The organism is Arenimonas sp. (genome assembly GCF_036275555.1).
In the GTDB taxonomy this organism is placed as follows: Bacteria; Pseudomonadota; Gammaproteobacteria; order Xanthomonadales; family Xanthomonadaceae; genus Arenimonas.
The window spans coordinates 1-22,252 of sequence record NZ_DASUDO010000012.1 but is presented as its reverse complement, the minus strand read 5'-3'; the positions used below and the strand labels follow the sequence as shown (position 1 = coordinate 22,252).

At 71.0% G+C, this 22,252-nt stretch carries 20 protein-coding genes; 10 read left to right on the top strand and 10 right to left on the bottom strand.

The annotated features are described in order from the left end of the window. The 6 genes from VFV21_RS03900 to VFV21_RS03875 all read right to left on the bottom strand — a co-directional run bounded on the left by VFV21_RS03900 (position 1) and on the right by VFV21_RS03875 (position 6,457). The gene (locus VFV21_RS03900; protein WP_329668175.1) at positions 1-1,230 is read right to left on the bottom strand and encodes a cysteine desulfurase; all 1,230 of its coding nucleotides are present in this window, start codon (positions 1,228-1,230) and stop codon (positions 1-3) included. Then, on the bottom strand, positions 1,230-2,525 hold the full coding sequence (sufD, locus tag VFV21_RS03895; protein ID WP_329668174.1) for a Fe-S cluster assembly protein SufD: 1,296 nt from the start codon (positions 2,523-2,525) through the stop codon (positions 1,230-1,232). The genes VFV21_RS03900 and sufD overlap by 1 nt, the downstream gene beginning before the upstream one ends. A gap of 2 nt (positions 2,526-2,527) precedes the next feature. Further along, the gene (gene sufC / locus VFV21_RS03890) at positions 2,528-3,292 is read right to left on the bottom strand and encodes a Fe-S cluster assembly ATPase SufC (protein ID WP_329668173.1); all 765 of its coding nucleotides are present in this window, start codon (positions 3,290-3,292) and stop codon (positions 2,528-2,530) included. A 128-nt stretch (positions 3,293-3,420) separates the two neighbouring features. After that, positions 3,421-4,863 (bottom strand): Fe-S cluster assembly protein SufB, encoded by a 1,443-nt coding sequence (gene sufB, locus VFV21_RS03885; RefSeq protein WP_329668172.1) that lies wholly within the window; start codon positions 4,861-4,863, stop codon positions 3,421-3,423. A 1-nt stretch (position 4,864) separates the two neighbouring features. Beyond that, positions 4,865-5,314, bottom strand: coding sequence for an SUF system Fe-S cluster assembly regulator (locus tag VFV21_RS03880; RefSeq protein WP_329668171.1), 450 nt, complete (start codon positions 5,312-5,314; stop codon positions 4,865-4,867). Between the two features lie 108 nt (positions 5,315-5,422). Further along, the gene (locus VFV21_RS03875) at positions 5,423-6,457 is read right to left on the bottom strand and encodes a VIT1/CCC1 transporter family protein (protein WP_329668170.1); all 1,035 of its coding nucleotides are present in this window, start codon (positions 6,455-6,457) and stop codon (positions 5,423-5,425) included. A 97-nt stretch (positions 6,458-6,554) separates the two neighbouring features. Here VFV21_RS03875 and VFV21_RS03870 point away from each other — a divergent pair, with 97 nt between their 5' ends. The 5 genes from VFV21_RS03870 (at position 6,555) to VFV21_RS03850 (ending at position 12,514) form a co-directional block, all read left to right on the top strand. Next, positions 6,555-7,034, top strand: coding sequence for an SET domain-containing protein (locus VFV21_RS03870; RefSeq protein ID WP_329668169.1), 480 nt, complete (start codon positions 6,555-6,557; stop codon positions 7,032-7,034). A 183-nt stretch (positions 7,035-7,217) separates the two neighbouring features. Then, positions 7,218-9,428 carry a DUF5916 domain-containing protein gene (locus tag VFV21_RS03865; RefSeq protein ID WP_329668168.1) on the top strand — a complete coding sequence of 737 codons (2,211 nt, stop codon included), beginning with the start codon at positions 7,218-7,220 and terminating at the stop codon, positions 9,426-9,428. A 182-nt stretch (positions 9,429-9,610) separates the two neighbouring features. Further along, positions 9,611-10,180 carry a GbsR/MarR family transcriptional regulator gene (locus tag VFV21_RS03860; RefSeq protein ID WP_329668167.1) on the top strand — a complete coding sequence of 190 codons (570 nt, stop codon included), beginning with the start codon at positions 9,611-9,613 and terminating at the stop codon, positions 10,178-10,180. Further along, entirely contained in the window at positions 10,177-11,520 is a 1,344-nt protein-coding gene (locus tag VFV21_RS03855) for a cytochrome ubiquinol oxidase subunit I (protein WP_329668166.1), read from the top strand. The genes VFV21_RS03860 and VFV21_RS03855 overlap by 4 nt, the downstream gene beginning before the upstream one ends. Position 11,521: 1 nt before the next feature. Beyond that, positions 11,522-12,514: a cytochrome d ubiquinol oxidase subunit II gene (locus VFV21_RS03850; protein ID WP_329668165.1), complete on the top strand. Its 993-nt coding sequence runs from the start codon at positions 11,522-11,524 to the stop codon at positions 12,512-12,514. Positions 12,515-12,591: 77 nt separating this feature from the next. Here the strand turns inward: VFV21_RS03850 and VFV21_RS03845 are convergent, their stop codons facing one another. Next, positions 12,592-13,086, bottom strand: a complete 495-nt coding sequence (locus VFV21_RS03845) for a pilin (RefSeq protein ID WP_329668164.1) — start codon at positions 13,084-13,086, stop codon at positions 12,592-12,594. Between the two features lie 58 nt (positions 13,087-13,144). Next, positions 13,145-15,181 (bottom strand): elongation factor G, encoded by a 2,037-nt coding sequence (fusA, locus tag VFV21_RS03840; protein ID WP_329668163.1) that lies wholly within the window; start codon positions 15,179-15,181, stop codon positions 13,145-13,147. Between the two features lie 229 nt (positions 15,182-15,410). Here fusA and VFV21_RS03835 point away from each other — a divergent pair, with 229 nt between their 5' ends. The 4 genes from VFV21_RS03835 (at position 15,411) to VFV21_RS03820 (ending at position 19,146) form a co-directional block, all read left to right on the top strand. Next, positions 15,411-15,839: an OsmC family peroxiredoxin gene (locus VFV21_RS03835; protein ID WP_329668162.1), complete on the top strand. Its 429-nt coding sequence runs from the start codon at positions 15,411-15,413 to the stop codon at positions 15,837-15,839. Beyond that, positions 15,832-16,560, top strand: a complete 729-nt coding sequence (locus VFV21_RS03830; RefSeq protein ID WP_329668161.1) for an alpha/beta fold hydrolase — start codon at positions 15,832-15,834, stop codon at positions 16,558-16,560. Before VFV21_RS03835 ends, VFV21_RS03830 begins: the two co-directional genes overlap by 8 nt. 134 nt (positions 16,561-16,694) lie before the next feature. Next, on the top strand, positions 16,695-17,369 hold the full coding sequence (locus tag VFV21_RS03825) for a glycine zipper 2TM domain-containing protein (protein ID WP_329668160.1): 675 nt from the start codon (positions 16,695-16,697) through the stop codon (positions 17,367-17,369). Positions 17,370-17,484: 115 nt separating this feature from the next. Beyond that, positions 17,485-19,146 carry an amidohydrolase gene (locus tag VFV21_RS03820; protein ID WP_329668159.1) on the top strand — a complete coding sequence of 554 codons (1,662 nt, stop codon included), beginning with the start codon at positions 17,485-17,487 and terminating at the stop codon, positions 19,144-19,146. A gap of 34 nt (positions 19,147-19,180) precedes the next feature. Here the strand turns inward: VFV21_RS03820 and VFV21_RS03815 are convergent, their stop codons facing one another. Both VFV21_RS03815 and VFV21_RS03810 read right to left on the bottom strand, forming a co-directional pair. Then, on the bottom strand, positions 19,181-20,056 hold the full coding sequence (locus tag VFV21_RS03815; protein ID WP_329668158.1) for a PhzF family phenazine biosynthesis protein: 876 nt from the start codon (positions 20,054-20,056) through the stop codon (positions 19,181-19,183). 31 nt (positions 20,057-20,087) lie between these two features. After that, on the bottom strand, positions 20,088-20,966 hold the full coding sequence (locus VFV21_RS03810; RefSeq protein ID WP_329668157.1) for a PhzF family phenazine biosynthesis protein: 879 nt from the start codon (positions 20,964-20,966) through the stop codon (positions 20,088-20,090). Positions 20,967-21,082: 116 nt separating this feature from the next. Here VFV21_RS03810 and VFV21_RS03805 point away from each other — a divergent pair. Further along, on the top strand, positions 21,083-22,252 hold a 1,170-nt coding region (locus tag VFV21_RS03805), incomplete at its 3' end, for an aspartate kinase (protein WP_329668156.1).

Below are 22,252 nucleotides of genomic sequence, written 5' to 3'. Positions count from 1 at the left end.
TCATGCGAGCAGCTTCCTCACTTTCTCGATCGCGTCGCCCAGCGCCTCGATCTCGACGTGGGTGTTGTAGAAGGCCAGCGAGGCCCGGCAGGTCGCCGGCACGCCGAAGTGCGCCATCAGCGGATGCGCGCAGTGGTGGCCCGAGCGCACCGCGATGCCCTCGAGGTCGAGCAGCGTCGCCAGGTCGTGCGCGTGCGCGCCTTCGACCAGGAAACTGATCACCGCCGCCTTGCCCGGCGCGGTGCCGAACATGCGCAGGCCCGGGATCGCCGACAGCCGCGCCTCGGCCATGCGCAGCAGCGCCTGCTCGCGCGCCTCGATCTCGGCCATGCCGATCGCCTGCAGGTAATCGACCGCCGCGCCCAGCCCGACCACGCCGGCGATGTTGGGCGTGCCGGCCTCGAACTTGTGCGGAGGGTCGTTGTAGGTCGTCTTTTCGAAGCGCACTTCCTTGATCATCTCGCCGCCGCCGAGGAAGGGCGGCATCGCCTTGAGGTGCTCGCGCCTGGCCCACAGCCCTCCTGTGCCGGTCGGCCCCAGCATCTTGTGGCCGGTGAAGGCATAGAAATCACAGCCCAGCGCCGGGATGTCCACCGCGCGGTGCGGCGTCGCCTGCGACCCGTCCACGACGGTGGTGACGCCGCGCTTGCGCGCCTCGCGGCAGATCTCGGCCACCGGGTTCACCGTGCCCAGCACGTTAGAGACGTGGGTGAAGGCAAGGATCTTCACTTCGCCGGTGAGCTTGGCGCGCAGGTCGTCGAGGTCGAGCGCACCCTCGGGCGTGATCTCCACGACCTTGATCACCGCGCCCGTGCGCTCGGCCACCAGCTGCCAGGGCACGATGTTGGCGTGGTGCTCCATGCGGGTGAGCAGGATGGCGTCGCCGGCCTGGAGCCGCGGCAGCGCGAAGCTGTAGGCGACCAGGTTGAGGGCGAAAGTAGTGCCCGAGGTCAGCACCAGCTCGTTCGCCGGCACGCTGAGGAAGGCGGCGAGCTTGCCGCGCGCGCCCTCGTAGGCCTCGGTGGCCTCGCTGCCCAGCGCGTGCACGGCGCGGGAGACGTTGGCGTTGTGTTCGCGGTAGAAGGCGTCCACCGCGCGGATCACCGACTGCGGCTTCTGCGAAGTGTTGGCGGAATCGAGGTACACCAGCGGCTTGCCGTGCACCTGCCGGGTCAGCACCGGGAAGTCGGCGCGGATGCTCAGCCAGTCGGGGCGGGTGGCGGCGGTCATCAGGGGGTGCTCCGGGCGTCGAGGCGGGCGGTGAGGCCTTCGCCGAGCGCTTCGGCAAGGCCGGCGTCGCCCAGCACCGCCAGCGGTTCGCGCAGGAAGGCCTGCACCAGCAGCGCGCGCGCCTTCGCCTCGGGGATGCCGCGGCTGCGCAGGTAGAACAGCGCGGTCTCGTCCAACCGGCCGACGGTCGCGCCGTGCGCGGCCTTCACTTCGTCGGCGTGGATCACCAGCACGGGCTGGCTGTCGATTTCGGCGGCGTCCGAGAGCAGCAGGTTCTTGTTCGACAGGTTGGCGTCGCTGCCGTCGGCCCCGGCCTGGATCTCGATGCCGCCGTGGAAGACGGCGCGGCCGCGCTGGTCGGCCAGGCCGCGCCAGGGCAGCTCGCAGCGCGTATCGCGGGCCTGGTGGCGGATGCCGAGGCGCGTGTCGAGGTGCCGGCGGCCGTCGGCCAGCAGCACGCCGCCGGCCAGCACGGCGGCGCCGGTGCCCTGCAGGTCGACGTTGAGTTCGTGGCGCGACAGTGCGGCGCCGAGCTCCAGGTCGGCGCGCCGGTACTCGGCGCCCGCGGCCAGCACCGCGTCGGTGCGCGCGAACAGGCTGGCGCCGGGGTCCTCGGCCTGCACGCGGGCGTGCACGAGGCGCGCGTCGCGGGCCAGGTGCACGTGCATCACGTGGTTGGCGAGGTGGCGGTGGGCGCCGACGCCCAGGTGGTGCTCGACCACGGTGGCCGACGCGCCTGCGCGCAGTTCGACCAGGTGGCGCAGGTGCGCGGCGGCATCGCCCGCCGCGGGCGCGCCGACGAAGACGAGGTTCAGCGTCGCGTCCGCGCGCACGCCTTCGGCCACGCGCAGCAGCACGCCCTCGAGCGCCAGCGCGGCATTGAACTTCGCGAACAGCGCGTCGGCCTCGTCGAACACGCGGCCGAACACGGCCACCGCGCGGGCATCGTCGGCGGCCAGCGCCTGCGACATCGGCCGCAGCTCGACGCCCGCCGGCAGGTCGGCCAGCGACGACAGCGCGGCATCGAAGGCGCCGTTCACGAACACGAGGCGAGGCGAGGGGATCGCGGCCAGCGCGGCGGCGTCCACGGTCGCCTCGGCCGGCGCCACGAAGCCGCGCGCCGACAGCGCGCGCAGCGAGGTGTACTTCCAGCTTTCGCTGCGCGGGCCGGGCAGGCCGGCGGCCAGCGCCGTGGCGAGCGCCGCGCGCCGGGCCGGGCCCAGGCCCAGCGCGTCCACGCGCGCCGCGGGCAGCGCCGCGAAGCCGGCTTCGAAGGATTGCAGCAGGGCGCTCATGCTCAGGCCGACGCCCCCGGCGCGATCCGGTCCTTCACCCAGGCGTAGCCGTGCGCCTCGAGCTCGAGCGCGAGTTCAGGGCCGCCGCTCTCGACGATGCGGCCGTCGGCCAGCACGTGCACCACGTCCGGCTTGATGTAGTCGAGCAGGCGCTGGTAGTGCGTGATGACCAGGAAGGCACGCTCGGGCGAGCGCATCAGGTTCACGCCGTCGGCGACGGCCTTGAGCGCGTCGATGTCCAGGCCCGAATCGGTCTCGTCCAGGATCGCGAGCTTGGGTTCGAGCAGGGCGAGCTGGAAGATCTCGTTGCGCTTCTTCTCGCCGCCGCTGAAGCCCTCGTTGACGGCGCGATGCAGCAGCTCGTCCTTGAGGTGCAGCACGGCCAGCTTCTCGCGCACGCGCTTGAGGAACTGCATGGAATCGAGCTCTTCCTCGCCGCGCGCCTTGCGCTGGGCGTTGAGCGCGGTGCGCAGGAAGTAGGTGTTGTTGACGCCCGGGATCTCGACCGGGTACTGGAAGGCCAGGAACACGCCGGCGGCGGCTCGCGCCTCGGGCTCCAGCGCCAGCAGGTCGATGCCTTCGAGCTGCACCGAGCCCTCGACCACCTCGTAGCCCTCGCGCCCGGCGATGACGTTGCCCAGCGTGGACTTGCCGGCGCCATTCGGGCCCATGATGGCGTGCACCTGGCCCGGCTTCACCTCGAGCGAGAGGCCCTTGAGGATGTCCTTGCCGGCGACGCGGACGTGGAGGTTTTCGATCTTCAGCATGAGTGTTGCATCCGTAGTTGGTTTTCTCCCTCTCCCGCCTGCGGGAGAGGGCCGGGGAGAGGGCATCGCGAACTTGCCCTCTTCCGCCCTTCGGGCACCTTCTCCCGCAAGCGGGAGAAGGGAATCTGTCAGCCGACGGCGCCTTCGAGGCTGACTTCGAGCAGCTTCTTGGCCTCCACCGCGAACTCCATCGGCAGTTCCTTGAAGACCTGCTTGCAGAAGCCGTCGACGATCATCGACACCGCGTCCTCCTCGCCGATGCCGCGGCTGCGGCAGTAGAAGAGCTGGTCGTCGCTGATCTTCGAGGTGGTGGCCTCGTGCTCGACCGTCGCCGTGGGGTGCTTTACTTCGATGTAGGGGAAGGTGTGCGCGCCGCACTGCTTGCCGATCAGCAGGCTGTCGCACTGGGTGTAGTTGCGCGCGCCGGCGGCGGTCTTCTCCATCTTCACCAGGCCGCGATAGGTGTTCTGGCCGCGCCCGGCGCTGATGCCCTTGCTGATGATCTTGGACTTGGTGTTCTTGCCCAGGTGGATCATCTTGGTGCCGGTGTCGGCCTGCTGGCGGTGGTGGGTGAGCGCCACCGAATAGAACTCGCCGACCGAGTCGTCGCCCTTGAGCACGCAGCTCGGGTACTTCCAGGTGATCGCCGAGCCGGTCTCGACCTGGGTCCAGCTGATCTTGCTGCGGGCGCCGCGGCACTCGCCGCGCTTGGTCACGAAGTTGTAGATGCCGCCGACGCCGTTCTCGTCGCCCGGGTACCAGTTCTGCACGGTGGAGTACTTGATCTCGGCGTCTTCCAGCGCCACCAGCTCCACCACTGCGGCGTGCAGCTGGTTCTCGTCGCGCTGCGGGGCGGTGCAGCCCTCGAGGTAGGACACGTGCGCGCGCTCTTCGCAGATGATCAGCGTGCGCTCGAACTGGCCGGTATGGCCGGCGTTGATGCGGAAGTAGGTGCTCAGCTCCATCGGGCAGCGCACGCCCTTGGGGATGAACACGAAGGAGCCGTCGGAGAACACCGCGGAATTGAGCGCCGCGAAGTAGTTGTCGCCCACCGGCACCACACTGCCCAGGTACTGGCGCACCAGGTCCGGGTACTCGCGGATCGCCTCGGACATCGAGCAGAAGATCACGCCCTTCTCGGCCAGCTCCTTGCGGAACGTGGTGCCAACCGAGACCGAGTCGAACACCGCGTCCACCGCCACGCCAGCGAGCTTGGCGCGCTCGTGCAGCGGCACGCCGAGCTTGTCGTAGGTGTCGAGCAGCTCCTGCGGCACTTCGGCCAGCGACTTGTACTTCGGGCCCTTGGGCGCGCTGTAGTAGCTCAGCGCCTGCAGGTCGATCGGCGCGATCTCGAGCTTGGCCCACTCCGGCACCGGCATGGTGAGGAAGTGCCGGTAGGCGGCCAGGCGCCAGTCGGTCATCCATTCCGGCTCTTCCTTTTTGGCCGAAAGCGCGCGGACGACGTCCTCGCTCAGTCCCGGGAGGAAGGTGTCGGACTCGATGTCGGTGATGAAGCCGGCGTCGTAGCGGCGCGCCAGCTTTTCGACGATTTCCTGGTTCTGGATGGCCATCTCAGCCTCCTGCCGCCGCGAGCTGCAGCGGGATGGATTTGCGGGCGGCCGACGGCGGGAGCATGTCGGCCAGGGTGATGCCGCCGAGCGCGTCGGCGATCACGTCGTTGATGCGGCGCCAGTGCGACTGCACGCCGCAGTGCGCCTCGTGCTCGCAGCTGGAGTGTTCGCCGGAGCATTCGGTCATGTTCAGTGGGCCTTCGATCGCCTCGACCACCGCCTTGAGCGGGATCTCGGCGGCGGGGCGGGCCAGGCGGTAGCCGCCGCTGGCGCCGCGGAAGCTTTCGACCAGGCCGGCATGGGCCAGCGGCTTGAGCACCTTGGCGACCGTGGGGGCCTCGAGCCGCGAGCGTTCGGCCAGCTCGGCGGCGGAATGCACGCGGCCGGGCGCCTCGGCCAGGGCGACCAGGATGACGGTGGCGTAATCGGTGAGCTTGGTGACGCGAAGCATGGCGTCGGCCTGGCGGGTTGAATCAGGACCGAAATTGTACGCTTTGGCCCGGGCCGGCTCAATCCACGGCGCGTGAAGCCGTCCCGGGGGCTGGTGCGGGGGCTCGCGTCAGGCCACGTCCACGCCGATCAGGTGGCCGATCAGGAAGACCGTGGCGCCAGCCAGGGCGCCGATGCCCAGCATGCGCAGGCCGCCGAGGATCGGGTTGCGGCCCGAGAACAGGCTCATGGCCGCGCCGGTGCCGAACAGGCCGACCGCCGCCAGCCCCGTGCCCCAGTAGGCCGCCTGGGGCAGGGCGCTGCCGGCGAAGAAGGGCACCAGCGGCACCAGTGCGCCGACGGTAAAGGCGCAGAACGAGAACGCCGCGGCCCCCACCGGGGAGCCCAGGTCGTCGGGGTTCAGGCCCAGCTCCTCCCGGGCCAGCACGTCGAGCGCCTGGGCCGGGTTGCGCACCAGCTGCTGCGCGAACGCGCGCGCCTGCGCCGGATCCATGCCCCGGGCGATGTAGATCAGCGCCAGCTCCTCGGCCTCGGCTTCCGGATACTGCTTGAGCTCGTCCGCCTCCAGGCCGATCTGGTACTCGAACAGTTCGCGCTGCGAGCGCACCGACACATATTCGCCGGCGGCCATCGACAGCGCGCCGGCGAGCAGGCCGGCGATGCCGGTCGCCAGGACCGTGCCCGTGCTGGCCTGCGCGCCGACCACGCCGAGGATCAGGCTGGCGTTCGAAACCAGGCCGTCGTTGACGCCGAAGATGGCGGCGCGCAGGTTGCCGCCGCCCACGCTGCGGTGGCTGACGCCGACCTGGGCCAGGTCGGTGGGCAGCAAATGGCCCGAAAGCGCCGCGGTGTAGGCCGAGAGGCCGCGCACCTTCAGCGCCGCGAGTGCGGGCTTGACGCGGCGTGGCCCCAGCCGGCGCGCGAGCGTGGCGACCAGGCGCGCACGCTTGGTGGGCTCGAATGCGCCGGGCAGCGGCTGCCCAGCGGCACGGGCCGCCTGCTCCCAGGTGGTTGCCTGGCGATCGGCGGCGTCCGCGAGGTCGCGGAACAGGCGGGCGATGCGCGTGTCGCGCTCGGCCTCCGCCAGCGCCCGGTACAGCCAGGCCGACTGCTTCTCCTCGTTCCAACTGTTCGCCGGATCCATCGCGCGTCTCCCCGTGACGCGCCCAGCATATGCCGGGGCTGCGCCGCGCGCCCGGATTGGCGACAATGGCGGCCCCGTCGCTCCCCGGATGTACCGCATGCCCAAGAAGATCGAAGCCCGCCAGTCCGCCATCCATGGCAATGGCGTCTTCGCCACCGAGGCGATCGCCAAGGGCGAGCGGGTGATCCGCTACAAGGGCCTGCTGCGCACCCACGAGGAAGTGGACGCGGTGTACGCCGACGACGCCGACACCGGCCACACCTTCCTGTTCACGCTCAACGACAAGTACGTGATCGACGCCAACGTGGACGGCAACGACGCCCGCTGGATCAACCACAGCTGCGACCCGAACTGCGAGGCCACCTGGCTCGAGGACGGCAAGAAGAAGCGCAAGGACCGCATCTACATCGAGGCGATGCGCGACATCGCCGCCGGCGAGGAGCTGACCTACAACTACGGCATCGTGCTGCACGAGCCGCACACCGCGAAGCTGAAGAAGCTCTGGGCCTGCCGCTGCGGCTCCAAGCACTGCACGGGCACCATGCTGCAGCCCAAGCCGCCGGCCAAGAAGCGCTGACCATCGCCCCTGTGGGAGGGCTGTAGGAGGGCGTTCAGGCCCGAAGCCCTTTGCCGAGAAGCTTCGGGCCTGAAGGCCCTCCTACAGCCCTCACGCAGGGCGCTGGCCGGGCATGACTTACGACCCGCTCGACGCGGCGCCAATGCGCCGATCATTCGCGCGTCGCTTCACCCTGGAACCTGAATGAAACTCGCTGCCTGCCTCGGCGCCCTGGCGTTCGCCGCCGCGCCCGCCCTCGCCATCGACGTCGATGGCCGCATCGATGCGTCCGAATGGGCCGGTGCCCGCCACATCACCGACTTCGAGATGGTGCAGCCGCTCAACGGCGAGCCGGCGCGCCTGCGCACCGAGGCCTGGGTGCTGGCCACGCCGAACGGCCTGGCCGTGGCCTTCCGCAACGCACAGCCGGCCGACGTGCCGCGCACCACCCAGCGCACCCGCCGCGACGAGGACGGGGCGCTGGACCGCGTCAACTTCATGGTCGATTTCGACGGCGACGGCCGCACCGGCTACGACTTCATGGTCACGGTGGGCAACGGCATCAGCGACGAGGTGATCACCAGCGAGCGCAACTTCAACACCGACTGGGACGGCCACTGGCACCACGCGGTGTCGCAGGACGCCGACAGCTGGAGCGTCGAGATGCTGATCCCCTGGCACGTGGCGCCGATGGCGAAGCCCGCGGACGGCCAGCGCACGCTGGGCATCTACGTCGACCGCGTGGTCGGCAGCACGGGCGAGCGCTATGGCTGGCCGGGCATCAGCTTCCAGCGGCCGCGCTTCCTGTCCGAGTTCGCGAAGATCCAGGTGCCGCACTACGAGCAGGCGCTGGTCGCGGTCACGCCCTACGTGGTCGGCGTCAGCGACATCGCCAACGGCGGCACCGATTTCGACGCCGGCGCCGACCTGTTCTGGAAGCCCAACGGCCAGTTCCAGCTGTCGGCCACGCTGAACCCCGACTTCGGCCAGGTGGAAAGCGACGACCTGGTGGTGAACTTCGGCGCGGTCGAGACCTTCTTCGGCGACAAGCGGCCGTTCTTCACCGAGAACCAGGGCATGTTCGACGTGCCCTTCGGCGCCGGCAACAGCCGGCTGCTGTACACGCGCCGCATCGGCCAGTTCGCCGACGTGGACGCGGCGGTGAAGCTCAACGGCAGCCTCGGCCAGGTGCGCTACGGCGTGCTGGCGGCCACGGAGGACGGCGACCTGGGCCGCGATTTCTTCGCGCTGCGCGCCACGCGCGATTTCGGCGCCCAGGACCTGGGCGGCATGCTGACCCGCGTGGACGTGCCCTTCGCGGACCGCGAGGCGACGGTGACCTCGGTGGATCACCTGTGGTCGCCGACGCCGGCCTGGAACATCCGCTCGCAGGTGGTGGCGTCCAGCGTCCGCCAGGGCGGCACGCGCAGCGACGACAGCGGCTTCCAGGTGCGCGCCGACCAGGAGCTCGGCAACGGCTGGCGCCAGCAGGCCTACCTGCTGCACCTGGGCGACGAGCTGCAGCTCAACGACATCGGCTTCATCGACCGCAACGATTTCAACTACCTGCGCTACGAGCTGGCGCGCCGCTACCCGAACCAGCCGGAGGATTCGAAGTACGCCTCGCACGAATGGCGCTGGGCCGCCTCCACGCGCCGCAACGACAGCGGGATTTCCATCGCCGAGGCCGCCGCCATCCAGCGGATCAGCGAGCGCCGCGACGGCGGCAACGAGTTCTTCGATATCGCCGCCTGGTCGTCGGGCCATGACGACCTGATCACCCGCGGCAACGGCGTGGTGCGGGTGCCCGAAAAGATCTACGCGTTCTGGGAGCGCGCGCGCCCGCGGCAGGGCTTCCTGTCGTGGGAGGCAAGCGCGCGGGTCGCCGGCGAAGGCCTGGAGGGCGCGTCCGGGGCGGGCCTGGAGCTCGAGCTCGAGCCGACCCTGCATTTCAGCGACAGCCTGGCGCTGGAGCTGGGGGTGGGCGTGCAGCACCTGCCCGACTGGCTGCTCTGGCGCGGCGGCAACCGCCTGGGCAGCTACCGCGCCGACATCGCGACGCTGGGGGCCAGCCTGCAGTGGCAGATCGGCCACCGCCAGGAGCTGCGCGTGAAGCTCGAGACCATCGCCCTCGACGCCCGCCTGCGCCAGGCCTGGGCCGTGCGCGCCGACGGCGAGCCGATTGCCACCGCCACGCCCGCCGACATCACCGATTTCAGCCTCGCGAACCTGGGCTTCCAGGTCCGCTACCGCTACGAGCTGGCGCCGCTGTCCGACCTGTACATCGTCTACGGCCGCGGCGGCCTGGACCAGCGCGACAGCGGCCGCTCGCTGGCCGACCTGTTCGGCGACGCCAGCTCCCTGGCCGACACCGAGCAGCTGCTGGTCAAGGTGAGCTACCGCTTCGCCAACTGACCCGGCGGCCGCTGTGGGAGGGACTTCAGTCCCGATGCTTTCCGGCCAAGAGCATCGGGACTGAAGTCCCTCCCACAGGGGTGCGGGGTGATGGGTTCCTGAACAGGTGGAACCGGGGTCTTGCGGGTTGTCAATGATCCAAGTCTAATGTTTCAGAAATTTCTGAAACTTCGAGGCCGGTCATGGACCTTCCCCCGCTCAGCCAGTCCTTCGTGCTGCATTTCGGTGAAATGGGCAGCCGCTGGGGCATCAACCGGACGGTGGGGCAGATCTACGCCCTGCTGTTCATCTCGGCCCAGCCGCTGACCGCCGACGAGATCACCGAGCGGCTGGGCGTGAGCCGGTCGAACGTGAGTATGGGCCTGAAGGAGCTCTCGTCCTGGCGGCTGGTGCGCCTGAGCCACCAGCCCGGCGACCGCCGCGACTTCTACGCCGCGCCCGAGGACGTCTGGGCCATCTTCAAGATCCTGGCCGAGGAGCGGCAGCGGCGCGAAGTGGACCCGACGCTGTCGATGCTGCGCGATGCCCTGCTCGAAACGCCGGATTCGCCCGAGGAGAAGCATGCCCAGGCGCGCATGCGCGAGATGCATGACCTGATCGAGCAGCTCACCGAGTGGTTCGCCGAGGTGCGCAAGCTCTCGCCGTCCACGCTGGAGAAGCTGATGTCGCTGGGCGCCAAGGCCACGGCGCTGCTGCAGTTCACCGACAAGATGCGGGGGGCGGCGCCGGCCAACGAGGAGAAGGCGTCGTGAGCGAACTCGACCCGGCCCTGCTGGCGCGCATCCAGTTCGCGGCCAACATCAGCTTCCACATCCTGTTCCCCACCATCACGATCGCGCTGGGATGGTTCCTGCTGTTCTTCAAGCTGCGCTACCTGCGCACCGGCAAGCAGCACTGGCTGGACGCCTACTACTTCTGGGTGAAGGTGTTCGCGCTCACCTTCGCGCTGGGCGTGGTGAGCGGCATCACCATGAGCTTCCAGTTCGGCACCAACTGGCCGGGCTTTATGGAAACCGTGGGCAACATCGCCGGGCCGCTGCTGGCCTACGAAGTGCTGACGGCGTTCTTCCTCGAGGCCAGCTTCCTCGGGATCATGCTGTTCGGGCGCAAGCGCGTGGGCGAGCGCGTGCACACGCTGGCCACGGTGCTGGTGGCGGGCGGCACCACGCTGTCGGCGTTCTGGATCCTGGCGCTGAACTCGTGGATGCAGACGCCGGCTGGCTTCGAGATGATCGACGGCGTGGCGCATCCGACCGACTGGTTCGCCATCATCTTCAACCCGTCGTTCCCCTATCGGCTGATGCACATGCTGCTGGCCTCGGGCCTGACCGCGGCCTTCCTGGTCGGCGGGCTGTCGGCCTACCGCTGGCTGCGCCGCGACCGCGCGCCCGACGTGATGGCCGCGATGCGCACCGGCGTCGCCGTCGCCGCGCTGCTGATCCCCGTGCAGATCTTCGTCGGTGACCTGCACGGGCTGAACACCTTCGAGCACCAGCCGGCCAAGGTCGCGGCGATGGAGGGCGTCTGGCAGGACGAGAAGGGCGCGCCGATGCTGCTGTTCGCGCTGCCCAACGAGGAGACGCGCAGCAACGACTACGCCATTGCCATCCCCAAGCTGGCGAGCCTGATCCTGACCCACTCGCTGGACGGCGAGATCCGGGGCCTCGATTCCTTCCCCAACGCGCACCCGCCGGTGGCGCCGGTGTTCTGGGGCTTCCGGGTGATGGTGGGCACGGGCCTGCTGATGCTGGCGGTGTCGTGGTGGAGCGCCTGGCGCCTGCGCCAGAACGCGGAGCCCACGCGGTGGCAGGCGCGCGCTCTGTTGGCCATGACCTTCTCGGGCTGGGTGGCGACGCTGGCCGGCTGGTACGTCACCGAGATCGGCCGCCAGCCCTGGCTCGTGACCGGCGTGCTGCGCACCGTGGACGCGATCTCGGCAACGCCGGCCCCGATCATCGGCATCAGCCTGACCGCCTACCTGCTGCTGTACGTGGCGCTGCTGTCGGCCTACGTCTCGGTGCTGTTCTACCTGGCCCGCCACCGCGGCAAGCCCGACCACCAACCGGCCGTCGCCGGCCTGCAGGAGGCCTGAGATGGAGACCTTGCTCCCGGTGGTGTTCACGGCGCTGATGGCGCTGGCGATGCTGCTCTACGTGGTGCTCGACGGCTACGACCTCGGTGTCGGCATCCTGCTGCGCGGCGTGCCCGATGCCGACAAGGACCGGATGATCGCGTCCATCGGCCCATTCTGGGACGCCAACGAGACCTGGCTGGTGCTGGGCGTGGGCCTGCTGCTGGTGGCCTTCCCGCTGGCGCACGGCGTGATCCTGGGCGCGCTGTACCTGCCGGTGGCGGCGATGCTGATCGGGCTCATCCTGCGCGGCGTCGCCTTCGATTTCCGGGTGAAGGCGCGGGCCGCGCACAAGCCGCTCTGGAACGGCGCGTTCTGGGCCGGCTCGGTGCTGGCGGCGTTCTCGCAGGGCTACATGCTGGGCAGCTACGTGCTGGGCTTCCGCGACGACGCGATCGGCGGGGCGTTCTCGGTCGCGATCGGGCTGGCGCTGTGCGCGGGCTACGCGCTGCTGGGCGCCGGCTGGCTGGTGCTCAAGGCCGAGGGCGAGCTGCGCCAGCGCGCGCTGCGCTGGGCCTACGCGAGCCTGTGGCTGACGGGCCTGGGCATCGCGGCGGTGTCGGTGGCGACGCCGTGGGTCAGCCCGCGCATCTTCGAGAAATGGTTCGCGCTGCCGCAGCTGCTGTTCCTGCTGCCGGTGCCGGTGCTGACGGCGCTGGTGTTCGCCGCCACCGAGGGCGCCATCCGCCGCTTGCGCAAGGGCGAGAGCCGGCGCGACTGGATTCCGTTCGCGGGCGCGATCCTGCTGTTCGTGCTCGCCTTCGCGGGCCTGGCCTACAGCTTGTTCCCCTACCTGGTGATCGACCGGATCACGCTGTGGGACGCGGCAGCCGCCACGGGCTCGCTGAAGATCATGCTGTTCGGCGCCGCGATCACGCTGCCGATGATCCTGCTCTACACGGTCTACGTGTACCGCGTCTTCTGGGGCCGCAGCGCCGCCCTGAGCTACGACTAACCGCTGTGGGAGGGACTTCAGTCCCGATGCTTTTCGGCGGAAAGCTTCGGGACTGAAGTCCCTCCTACAGGAATCGATCAGCGGCAGTCGGGGAGGCGGGTGGCGGCCGGGTAGTTGGTGGCGCGGCATTCCCAGGACACCGCGCCGTCGGCCTGCGCGGTCGGGACCAGGCGGATGACGCCGCCGCGGGCCACGTGCGGCTTCATCGAGATCGCCACCACGCCGTTGGGTTGGATCGAGATCGCGGCGACCGAGGCGTCGGCGAACTGGTCGGGATTGCCCAGCGACAGCGCGGCCAGGCTGCGCGGCCAGGCCTGGTTCGTCTCGTAGAACGCCTGCACGGCGGCCTGCACCTCGGAAGCGCGGGCGATCGCGTCGGCGGCCTGCTGCTGGGACGGCGGGCGGACCGGCGCCTCCGGCGCGGCGGCGTCGGACGGGGCGGGGGGCGCGGACGCCACGGCGGCGTCGCCGGCCTCCGGCAGTTGCGAGAAGTGCACGGACACGCGGTACGCGATCAGCGAGAAGAGGATCGCGAACACCAGGGCGATGAAGAGGGCGGCAGGCGATTTCATCCTTGGACCGTCAGGCGCGGCGGGGCTGCCGCGCCTGCAGTCTAACCCCGGCCCGCGTTCAGTCCTCGTCGTGGTGCGGCCGCCAGGATTCCACCAGCTGCTTCTGCACCTGCGGCGGCACCGGCTCGTAGTGGCTGAATTCCAGGTCGTAGCGGCCGCGGCCAGCCGTGGCGCCCTTGAGTTCAGCCGCATAGTCGGTGAGTTCGCTCAGCGGCACCTGCGCCTTCACCAGCACTTCGCCGCCGCGGCCGGCGTCGGTGCCGTGGATGCGCGCGCGCTTGGCCGCCAGCTGGCCGGTGATGTCGCCCATGTGCGATTCCGGCGCGGCGACGGTGAGGTCCACGATCGGTTCGAGCACCTGCGGCCGCGCCTTCAGGATCGCGTCGAGGAAGGCCTTCTTGCCCGCCGCCACGAAGGCCACTTCCTTCGAATCGACGCTGTGGTACTTGCCGTCGTACACCGTCACGCGCACGTCCTGGATCGGGTAACCGGCCACCGCGCCGCCGTGCAGCACCTGGCGCACGCCTTTCTCGACCGCCGGCAGGTACTGGCCCGGGATGGTGCCGCCCTTCACCGCGTCCACGAACTCGAAGCCCTGGCCGCGCGCCAGCGGCTCCACCCGCAGGTAGACCTCGCCGAACTGGCCGGCGCCGCCGGTCTGCTTCTTGTGGCGGTGGTGGCCCTCGGCCGCGGCGCCGATGGTTTCGCGGTAGGCGATGCGCGGCGGGCGCGTGGTCACCGCGACGCCGTAGCGCTCCTTGATGCGCTCGAGCATCACCCGCAGGTGCAGCTCGCCCAGGCCGCGGATCACGGTCTCATTGAGTTCGGCGTGGTGCTCGACGTGGAAGCCCGGGTCTTCTTCGGCGAGCCGGTGCAGGGCGGTGGCGAGTTTCTGCTCCTGGCCACGGGTGGCGGCCTCGATCGCCAGCCCGAACATGGGCTTGGGGAAATCCAGCGGATGCAGGCGGATGTCGTCCTCGTCGTGGCTGTCGTGCAGCACGGCGTCGAAGTGGATGTCGTCGACCTTGGCCACTGCGGCGATGTCGCCGGCCACGGCCTCGTCGATCTCGACGTGGTCCTTGCCCCGGAGCCGGAACAGGTGGCCGACCTTGAAGGGCTTGCGGCCGTCGTCGATGAACAGCTGGCTGTCGCGCCGCACGGTGCCCTGGAACACGCGGAACACGCTGAGCTTGCCGACGAAGGGGTCGTTGACGATCTTGAACACGTCGGCGATCACGTGCGCCGCCGGGTCCGGCGTGGCGGTGATGGGCTGGCCGTTCTTCTCGAACGGCGGCGGGTTGCCCTCGAGCGGGTTGGGCAACAGTTTCTCGGCGAGCTCCAGCAGCTCGGCCACGCCCGCGCCGGTGCGCGAGGAGGCGAAGCACACCGGCACCAGGTGGCCCTCGCGCAGGCACTGCTCGAAGGCGTCGTGCAGGGCCTGGCCGCTCAGGCCTTCTTCGCCCACCTCGAGGTAGCGCTCCATCACCTGCTCGTTGATCTCGACCACCTGGTCGATGATGCGCTGGTGCGCCACGGCCACCGGCCCGAGGTCGGAGTCGCCGTCGGGGGTGAAGAAGCAGTCCACCACGCGCTTGCCGCCGTCGGCGGGCAGGTTGATGGGCAGGCACTCGGGGCCGAAGGTGTCGCGGATCTCCTCGACCAGCTGCGCCAGGTGGCCGGGATCGGCGTCGATGCGGTTGATCACGAGGATGCGGCACAGGTTGCGCGCCTTGGCGTAGTCCATCATCCGGCGCGTGCCGTACTCGATGCCGGTGGCCGCGTTGATGACGATGGCGACGGTTTCCACCGCCGAGAACGCGGACAGCGTCGGCCCGCGGAAATCGGCGTAGCCCGGCGTGTCGATCAGGTTCACGTGGATGCCGCCGTGGTCGATGCTGGCCAGCGCGGTGTTGAGCGAATGGCCGCGCGCCTTTTCCATCGGGTCGAAGTCGGACACCGTGGTGCCGCGCTCGAGGCTGCCTGCCGCGGGGAGGGCGCCGCCGGCATGCAGCAGGGCTTCGAACAGGGTGGTCTTGCCGGCGCCGGAGTGGCCCGCCAGGGCCACGTTTCGGATGGTTTCGGTTCGGTACGACATCAGGCCGTCTCTCCCAAATCGTGATGGGTGGATAGGCCGTCATGGTCGGCGGCGCAGAGGCGCTGCCAGGTCGTTTATCGCGCGACCGCGCGTCGGTCATGGCGGGGCCCCGGGCGGGGCCGGGGAGGGCTAGCCTCCCTCCGTCGCGGCGCCGGGTCAACCCGGGCCCGGGGGCGGGGGTAGACTGCGGGTCCCGGCCGCCCCCGCGGCCCGACTCAGGAGCAGCATCATGGGATTCAAGCGCCGCGCCACCGCCCACTGGGAAGGCGACCTCAAGACCGGCCAGGGCCGCATGAGCACGCCGCAGAGCGGCCTGTTCGAAGGCACCCGGTATTCCTTCGGCACCCGCTTCGGCGACGAGAAGGGCACCAACCCCGAGGAGCTGCTCGCCGCCGCCCACGCCGGCTGCTACTCGATGGCGCTCGGCTTCATCCTGCAGAACGCCGGCTTCACCGCCACCCGCATCGACACCCAGGCCGAAGTGGCGATGGAAACCTCGCCCGGGCCGCACGCAGTCGGCGTGCACCTGACCGTGACCGCGACGGTGCCCGGCATCGACGCCGCGGCCTTCGCCGACATCGCCGCCAATGCCAAGGAAAACTGCGTGATCTCGAAGGCGCTGGCGCTGCCGGTCACGCTGGACGCGACGCTTGTCTGATCCCCGGCGCGCCGTCGTCTTCGTGCACGGTGCGGGCGGCGGTGGCTGGGAGTGGGACGCGTGGGCGCGGGTGTTCGCGGCCGAGGGCTGGCGGGTGTTCGCGCCCGACCTGCAGCCGGCCGCGGACGGCCTCGCCGCGACGCGGCTGGCCGACTACCGCGCCCAGGTTGCGGACGGCCTGGCGCGCGCCCGCCGCGAGGCCGATCGGGTGGCGCTGGTCGGCGCCAGCCTCGGCGGCTTGCTGGTGCTGCTCGAAGGCGCGCAGGCCGATGCCCGCGTGCTGGTGAATCCGATGCCGCCTGCCGGCCTGCCGGCGGACCCCTCACCGGCCGTGATCCCCTGGCGCCGGCGCGCCAGCCTGGCGGGCACCCGGCGCGCGATTCCCGAGGCCGACGACGCGGCGGCACTGCTTGCGTTCCAACGCTGGCGTGATGAATCCGGCGCGGTGATGGATGCGGCGCGCGCCGGTGTCGCGCTGCCCGCATCGCGCGCACCCACGCTGGTGATGGCCTCGCGCGACGATACCGATGTGCCGTTCGAAGCCAGCGCCGCGCTGGCCGGTTCGCTCGGGGCCGCCTTCCTGCCGCTGGCGGGCAGCCACGTCGCTCCCCTGCTGGGCCGCGATGCGCCCGCCGTCGCCGCGCTCGCGGCGCAGTGGCTCGAAACCCCTGTGGGAGGGACTTCAGTCCCGATGCTTTTGGGCGAAAGGCATCGGGACTGAAGTCCCTCCTACAGGGGTGGGTAAACGGCCGGCAACGGGCAAGATTCCGGCCCGGCGAGGGCCCGCGGGATTCAGCCCGGGTTGGGCGCCGCGGCCCGACGATGCGCCCACGCCATCCGGCGTCAGGAGCTGCCATGAACCGCCTCGTTTCCCGAACCCTTGTCCTCGCCGTGGCGCTCGCCGCCGGCGGCGTCAGCGCGCAGGACTACCGATCCCCGGACTATGGCTACGAAGGCGGCTACGGCGACTACCGCGGCTACGACGACCGCGGCCGTGACGCGCGCGGCTCCGCCTACGACCTGGCGCGCGTCACCCGCGTCGAGCCCATCGTCGAGCGCGCCCAGCCGGTCAGCCGCCGCGAATGCTGGCGCGAAGCCTCGCCGGTCCAGGAAGCCCACAACTACTACGACCCGTACGCGAACCCGCGCTACGCCCGCCGCGACCCGCGCCGCCCCAGCGGCAGCGGCGCGGTGCTGGGCGCCATCGTCGGCGGCGTGCTGGGCAACAGCGTCGGCAACGGCGACGGCCGCCAGGCCGCGACCGTGGTTGGCGCGGTGATCGGCGGCGCGGTCGGCAACGACATGGAGCGCCGCAGCCGCGAGCGCGCCTACGGTCCGCACGACGCCCGCTACAACCCGGCCCTTCAAGAGGTCGAGCGCTGCCGCATCGTCAGCGACTACGAGGGCGAAAGCCGCGTCGTTGGCTACCGCGTCGGCTACGAATACGCCGGTCGCGAGTTCGAGACCGTGACCGACTACCACCCGGGCAGCGAGATCCGCGTCCGCGTCGACGTCACCCCCGAGGGCTGAGCCGCCCCCGAAAAAGGGGTCAGAGTAATTATTTGTTTCAAACAAATAATTACTCTGACCCCTTTTTCTTGACGGCGATTTAGGTAGGGTAGGGCCCTTCTAACGGGAGCCCGCCATGCGTCGTCTGCACCTCGCCCTTGTCCTTGCCGCGCTGCTGCCCGGCGCCGCCACCGCCAGCGGCATCACCGGCCTGGTGAACGCGCGCATCCATACCGGCGAAGCGGACTGGCCCGTGCGCACGGTGCTGGCCTGGGACGCCGAGGGACGCATCGTCCACGTCGGCGACGACGCCAGGGCCCTGTCCGACAAATACCCGGGCATCACCCTGGTCGACGCCGGCGGCCGCGACGTGGTGCCGGGCCTGATCGACGCGCATGCCCACTTGATGAACCTGGGCTTCGCCCTGCTGCGCGCCGACCTCGTGGACGCCACCAGCAAGGAAGACGTCATCGCCCGCCTGAAGGCGTTCGAGAAGACCTTGCCCGAGGGCGCCTGGCTGCTGGGCCGCGGCTGGGACCAGAACGACTGGCCGGGCAAGGACTTCCCGACCGCCGCCGACCTCGACGCCGCTTTCCCGGACCGCCCGGTCTGGCTCGAGCGCGTCGACGGCCACGCGGGCTGGGCCAACAGCGCCGCCATGCGCGCCGCCAAGCGCGACCTCGGCGGCGACTGGCAGCCCGAAGGCGGCCGCATCCTGCGCGAGGACGGCCGCGCCACCGGCGTGTTCATCGATACCGCCTCCGCCGTGATCGACGAAGTGGTGCCGGCGCCCGATGCCGCCCTGCGCGCCGAGGCGCTCGAGCGCGCGCTCGCGGCGGCCGTGAAGCACGGCCTGACCGGCGTGCACGACATGGGCGTGTCGCTGCCCGACCTGCGCCTGATGCGCGACTTCGCCGACGCCGGCCGCCTGCCGCTGCGCATCCGCGCCTATGCCGACGGCGATTCGGCGGCGCTGGCCGCGCTCTGCCGCGCCGGTCGCGCCTATGAGCACGCCAGCGGCCGCCTAGCCATGCGCGGCGTGAAGTTTTACGTGGACGGCGCACTGGGCAGCCGCGGTGCCGCCCTGCTCGAGGATTACAGCGACGAACCCGGCCACCGCGGCCTGCTGGTCACCGAGCCGGCGGCCTACGCGGCGGCGGTCGAAAAGGCACGCAGCTGCGGCGTGCAGCCCGCCAGCCACGCCATCGGCGACCGCGGCAACCGCATCGTGCTCGACACCTACGCCAAGGCGCTGGGCGATGCCGCCGGCACCGACCACCGCTGGCGCGTCGAGCACGCGCAGGTGGTGGCGCCGGCCGACATCCCGCGCTTCGCCACGCTCAAGCTGATCGCCTCGATGCAGCCCACCCACGCCACCTCCGACATGCCCTGGGCCGAGGCCCGCGTGGGCAAGGCGCGGCTGGAGGGCGCCTACGCCTGGCAGCGTTTCCGCGCCGCCGGCGTGCCTCTCGCGCTGGGTTCGGATTTCCCGGTGGAATCGGTGGACCCGCGCCTGGGCCTGTACTCCTCGGTCACCCGTGCCGACCTGGCGGGGATGCCCGCGGGCGGCTGGCTGCCGGACCAGAAGCTGACCCCGCAGCAGGCGCTGGCGGGCTTCACTGCCGACGCCGCGCACGCCGCGTTCGATGAGAAAGCGCTGGGCAAGCTGGTGGCGGGTTACCGCGCCGACTTCGTCATCCTCGGCGGCGATCCGCTGACGATCCCGCCCGCGCAGCTGCCCAAGCTCGAAGTCATCTCGACCTGGGTCGACGGCAAGCCCGTCTACGAGAGGAAGTAACGCCGCCTCTCCTGCTACAGGTTCCGGCGAGTCATCAGGACCAGTCGAGCTCGCCGCGCACCACGGTTTGCACCTGGCCGCCGGACCAGACGTCGCCGGCGGCGTCCACGCGCAGCTCGAGGCGCGCGTCGTGGCCGACTTCGCGGCCCTGGCTGACGACGTAGCGGCCGTCGGCGTGCGGCAGCGCCGCGCGTTCATGCAGCCACGCCGCCAGCGTCGCGTTGGCGGCGCCGGAGGCGGCGTCCTCGACCTGGCCCGGCTGGCCGACGAGCGCGCGCACCACCAGGTCGTAATCGCGGCCTTCGCAGCGGGCGAACACGCACAAGCCCATCGCCTCGTGGTCGCGCGCCAGCGCCGACACCGCCTCCCAGCGCGGCACCAGGCGCCGCACCGAGGCTTCGTCGCTGAGTTCGGCCAGCCACCAGCGGCGGCCGCCGTCCATCAGCACCGGCGGCAGCGCGCCGGCGGTGAAGCCCTCGAGCGCGGCGAACAGGCGCGGGTCGTCGGGCTGGCCGATCTCGAGCACGCGGGCCCGCGGCGCGCGCACCGCCAGCCGGCGCTCGCGGCCTTCGCCACGCACTTCGATGGGCAACAGGCCGACGGCGCATTCCTGCACCAGCTGGCCGTCGCGCGGCGTGGCCAAGCCGGCGTCGAGCACCGCGTGCGCGCTGCCGATGCTTGGATGGCCGGCGAAGGGCACTTCGCGCCGCGGGCTGAAGATGCGCAGGCGGTAGCTGGCCGCCGGCGTGGACGGCGGCAGCACGAAGGTCGTCTCCGGCAGGCGGGTCCAGCGCGCGATCGCCTGCATGGCGGCGTCGTCGAGGCCGGTGGCGTCGAGCACGACGGCGAGAGGATTGCCGTCGCCGGGTTTGGCGGCGAAGACGTCCAGCTGTACGAATTTACGAGGCATGGGGCGTCCTGCCCGGGTGGGGGCGTGCAGGTTACCAGTCCAGCGTGCCGCGGATGACGGTCTGGGTGCAGCCGCCGATCCAGGCCTCGCCGTCCCGGTCCACGCTCACTTCGATCCGGCCGTCGCGGCCCATCTCGCGGCCCTGGCTGACGAGGTAGCGGCTGCCGAGCGCGGGCAGGGCGCCGCACTCGTGGATCCAGGCGGCGATGGCGGCGTTGGCGCTGCCGGTGACCGGATCTTCCGGGATGCCATCGGCCGGGCAGAAGGCGCGCACGGCGAGCTGGTGGTCGCTGTCGGCCGGCGCACGCCCGAACACCGCCAGGCCCACGGCCCCGGTGAGTTCGGTGAGCGCGGCGATGGCGGCGAGGTCGGGCACCATCGCGCGCACCGCGGCGGCGTCGGCCAGTTCGACCACCCACCAGGCCGGGCCGTTGTCGATCAGCGCCGGGGCCAGCGCGCCGCGGCGGACCCGGGCCAGGGCCGCCGACAGCGCGTCCTCGTGCGGCACCCGCAGCGGCCGCGGCCGGCCGCGGGGCGCGCGCACGGCGATGCGGCGGGCGGCGCCTTCGCCCGACACCGTCATCGGCAGCAGGCCGGCGGCGCATTCCTGCACCAGCCGCCCGTCCACCGGTTGGGCCAGCCCGGCCTCGAGCACGGCGTGGGCCGTGCCGATGCTGGGGTGGCCGGCGAAAGGCAGCTCCTGGCGCGGGGTGAAGATGCGCACGCGATAGCTGGCCCCGGCTTCGACCGGCGGCAGCACGAAGGTGGTCTCGGACAGGTTGGTCCAGTTCGCGAAGGCCTGCATCGCGGCGGTGTCGAGGTCGCGGGCGTCCAGCACCACGGCCAGCGGGTTGCCGGCCCCGGGCCGGTCGGCGAAGACGTCGAGCTGCAGGAATTCACGGCGGCGCATGGGGGAAGCTCCGTTCTGGGGCGTGGGGGCGTGGCGGGCTTTCGCGGCGGCGCCTTCGTTTACACTGGCGCACGCCGCGCGCCAGCGCCGCGTCCCCTCATCTTAAACCTGGAACCATGAGCCCATCCGCGCCCGCCGCCGGTGCCGACGCACCGGATTGGATCGTCCTGAAGTTCGGAGGCACGTCCGTGTCCCGACGCCATCGCTGGGACACCATCGGCCGCCTGATGAAACGCCGGGCGGAGGAGGAGGGCGCGCGCGTGCTGGTGGTGGTGTCGGCGGTGTCCGGCGTCACCAACGAACTGCAGGCGATCTGCGAAGCCTCGGCCGACCCGGCCGCCCGCCACGCGCGGATCGCCGCGCTGGTGCATCGCCACGAGGAGTTCGCGGCGGAGCTGGGCGTCACCTCGCCCGAACTCACCGAAAGGCTGGCCACGCTGGTGATGCTGGGCGACGACCCGCGCGCCGACACCGGCGCGCTCGACTGGCAGGCCGAAGTGCTGGCCCAGGGCGAGCTGCTCTCGTCCACGCTTGGCGTCGCCTACTTGCGCGCGCAGGGCCTGGACGTGGGCTGGACCGATTCGCGCGAGTGGATCCACGCGCGCCCGCTGCCGAACCAGACCGACTGGGCCAAGCGCCTGTCGGCCAGCTGCGATTACACCGGCGACGCCGGCCTGCGCGCGCGCTTCGCCGCGGCGGGTCCGGCGCTGCGCATCGCCCAGGGCTTCATCGCCCGCGCGCCCGACGGCGGCACCGCCATCCTCGGGCGCGGCGGTTCCGATACCTCCGCGGCCTACTTCGGCGCGCTGCTCGGCGCCCGCCGCGTCGAGATCTGGACCGACGTGCCGGGCATGTTCAGCGCCAACCCGCGCGCGGTGCCGGATGCGCGCCTGCTCTCGCGGCTGGACTACGAGGAAGCGCAGGAAATCGCCACCACCGGCGCCAAGGTGCTGCACCCGCGTTCCATCGGCCCGTGCCGCGAGGCCGGCGTGCCGATGGCCATCCTCGACACCGAGCGTCCTGACGAACTGGGTACCCGCATCGACGCGCTGGCCGCCACCGTTCCCGGCGTCAAGGCGATCAGTCGCCGCAACGGCATCGTGCTGGTGTCGATGGAAAGCATCGGCATGTGGCAGCAGGTCGGCTTCCTGGCCGACGTCTTCGAGCGCTTCAAGCGCCACGGGCTGTCGATCGACCTGATCGGTTCGTCGGAGGCCAACGTCACGGTGTCGCTCGACCCGAGCGACAACCTCGTCAGCACGAACGTGCTCGACGCGCTGTGCGCC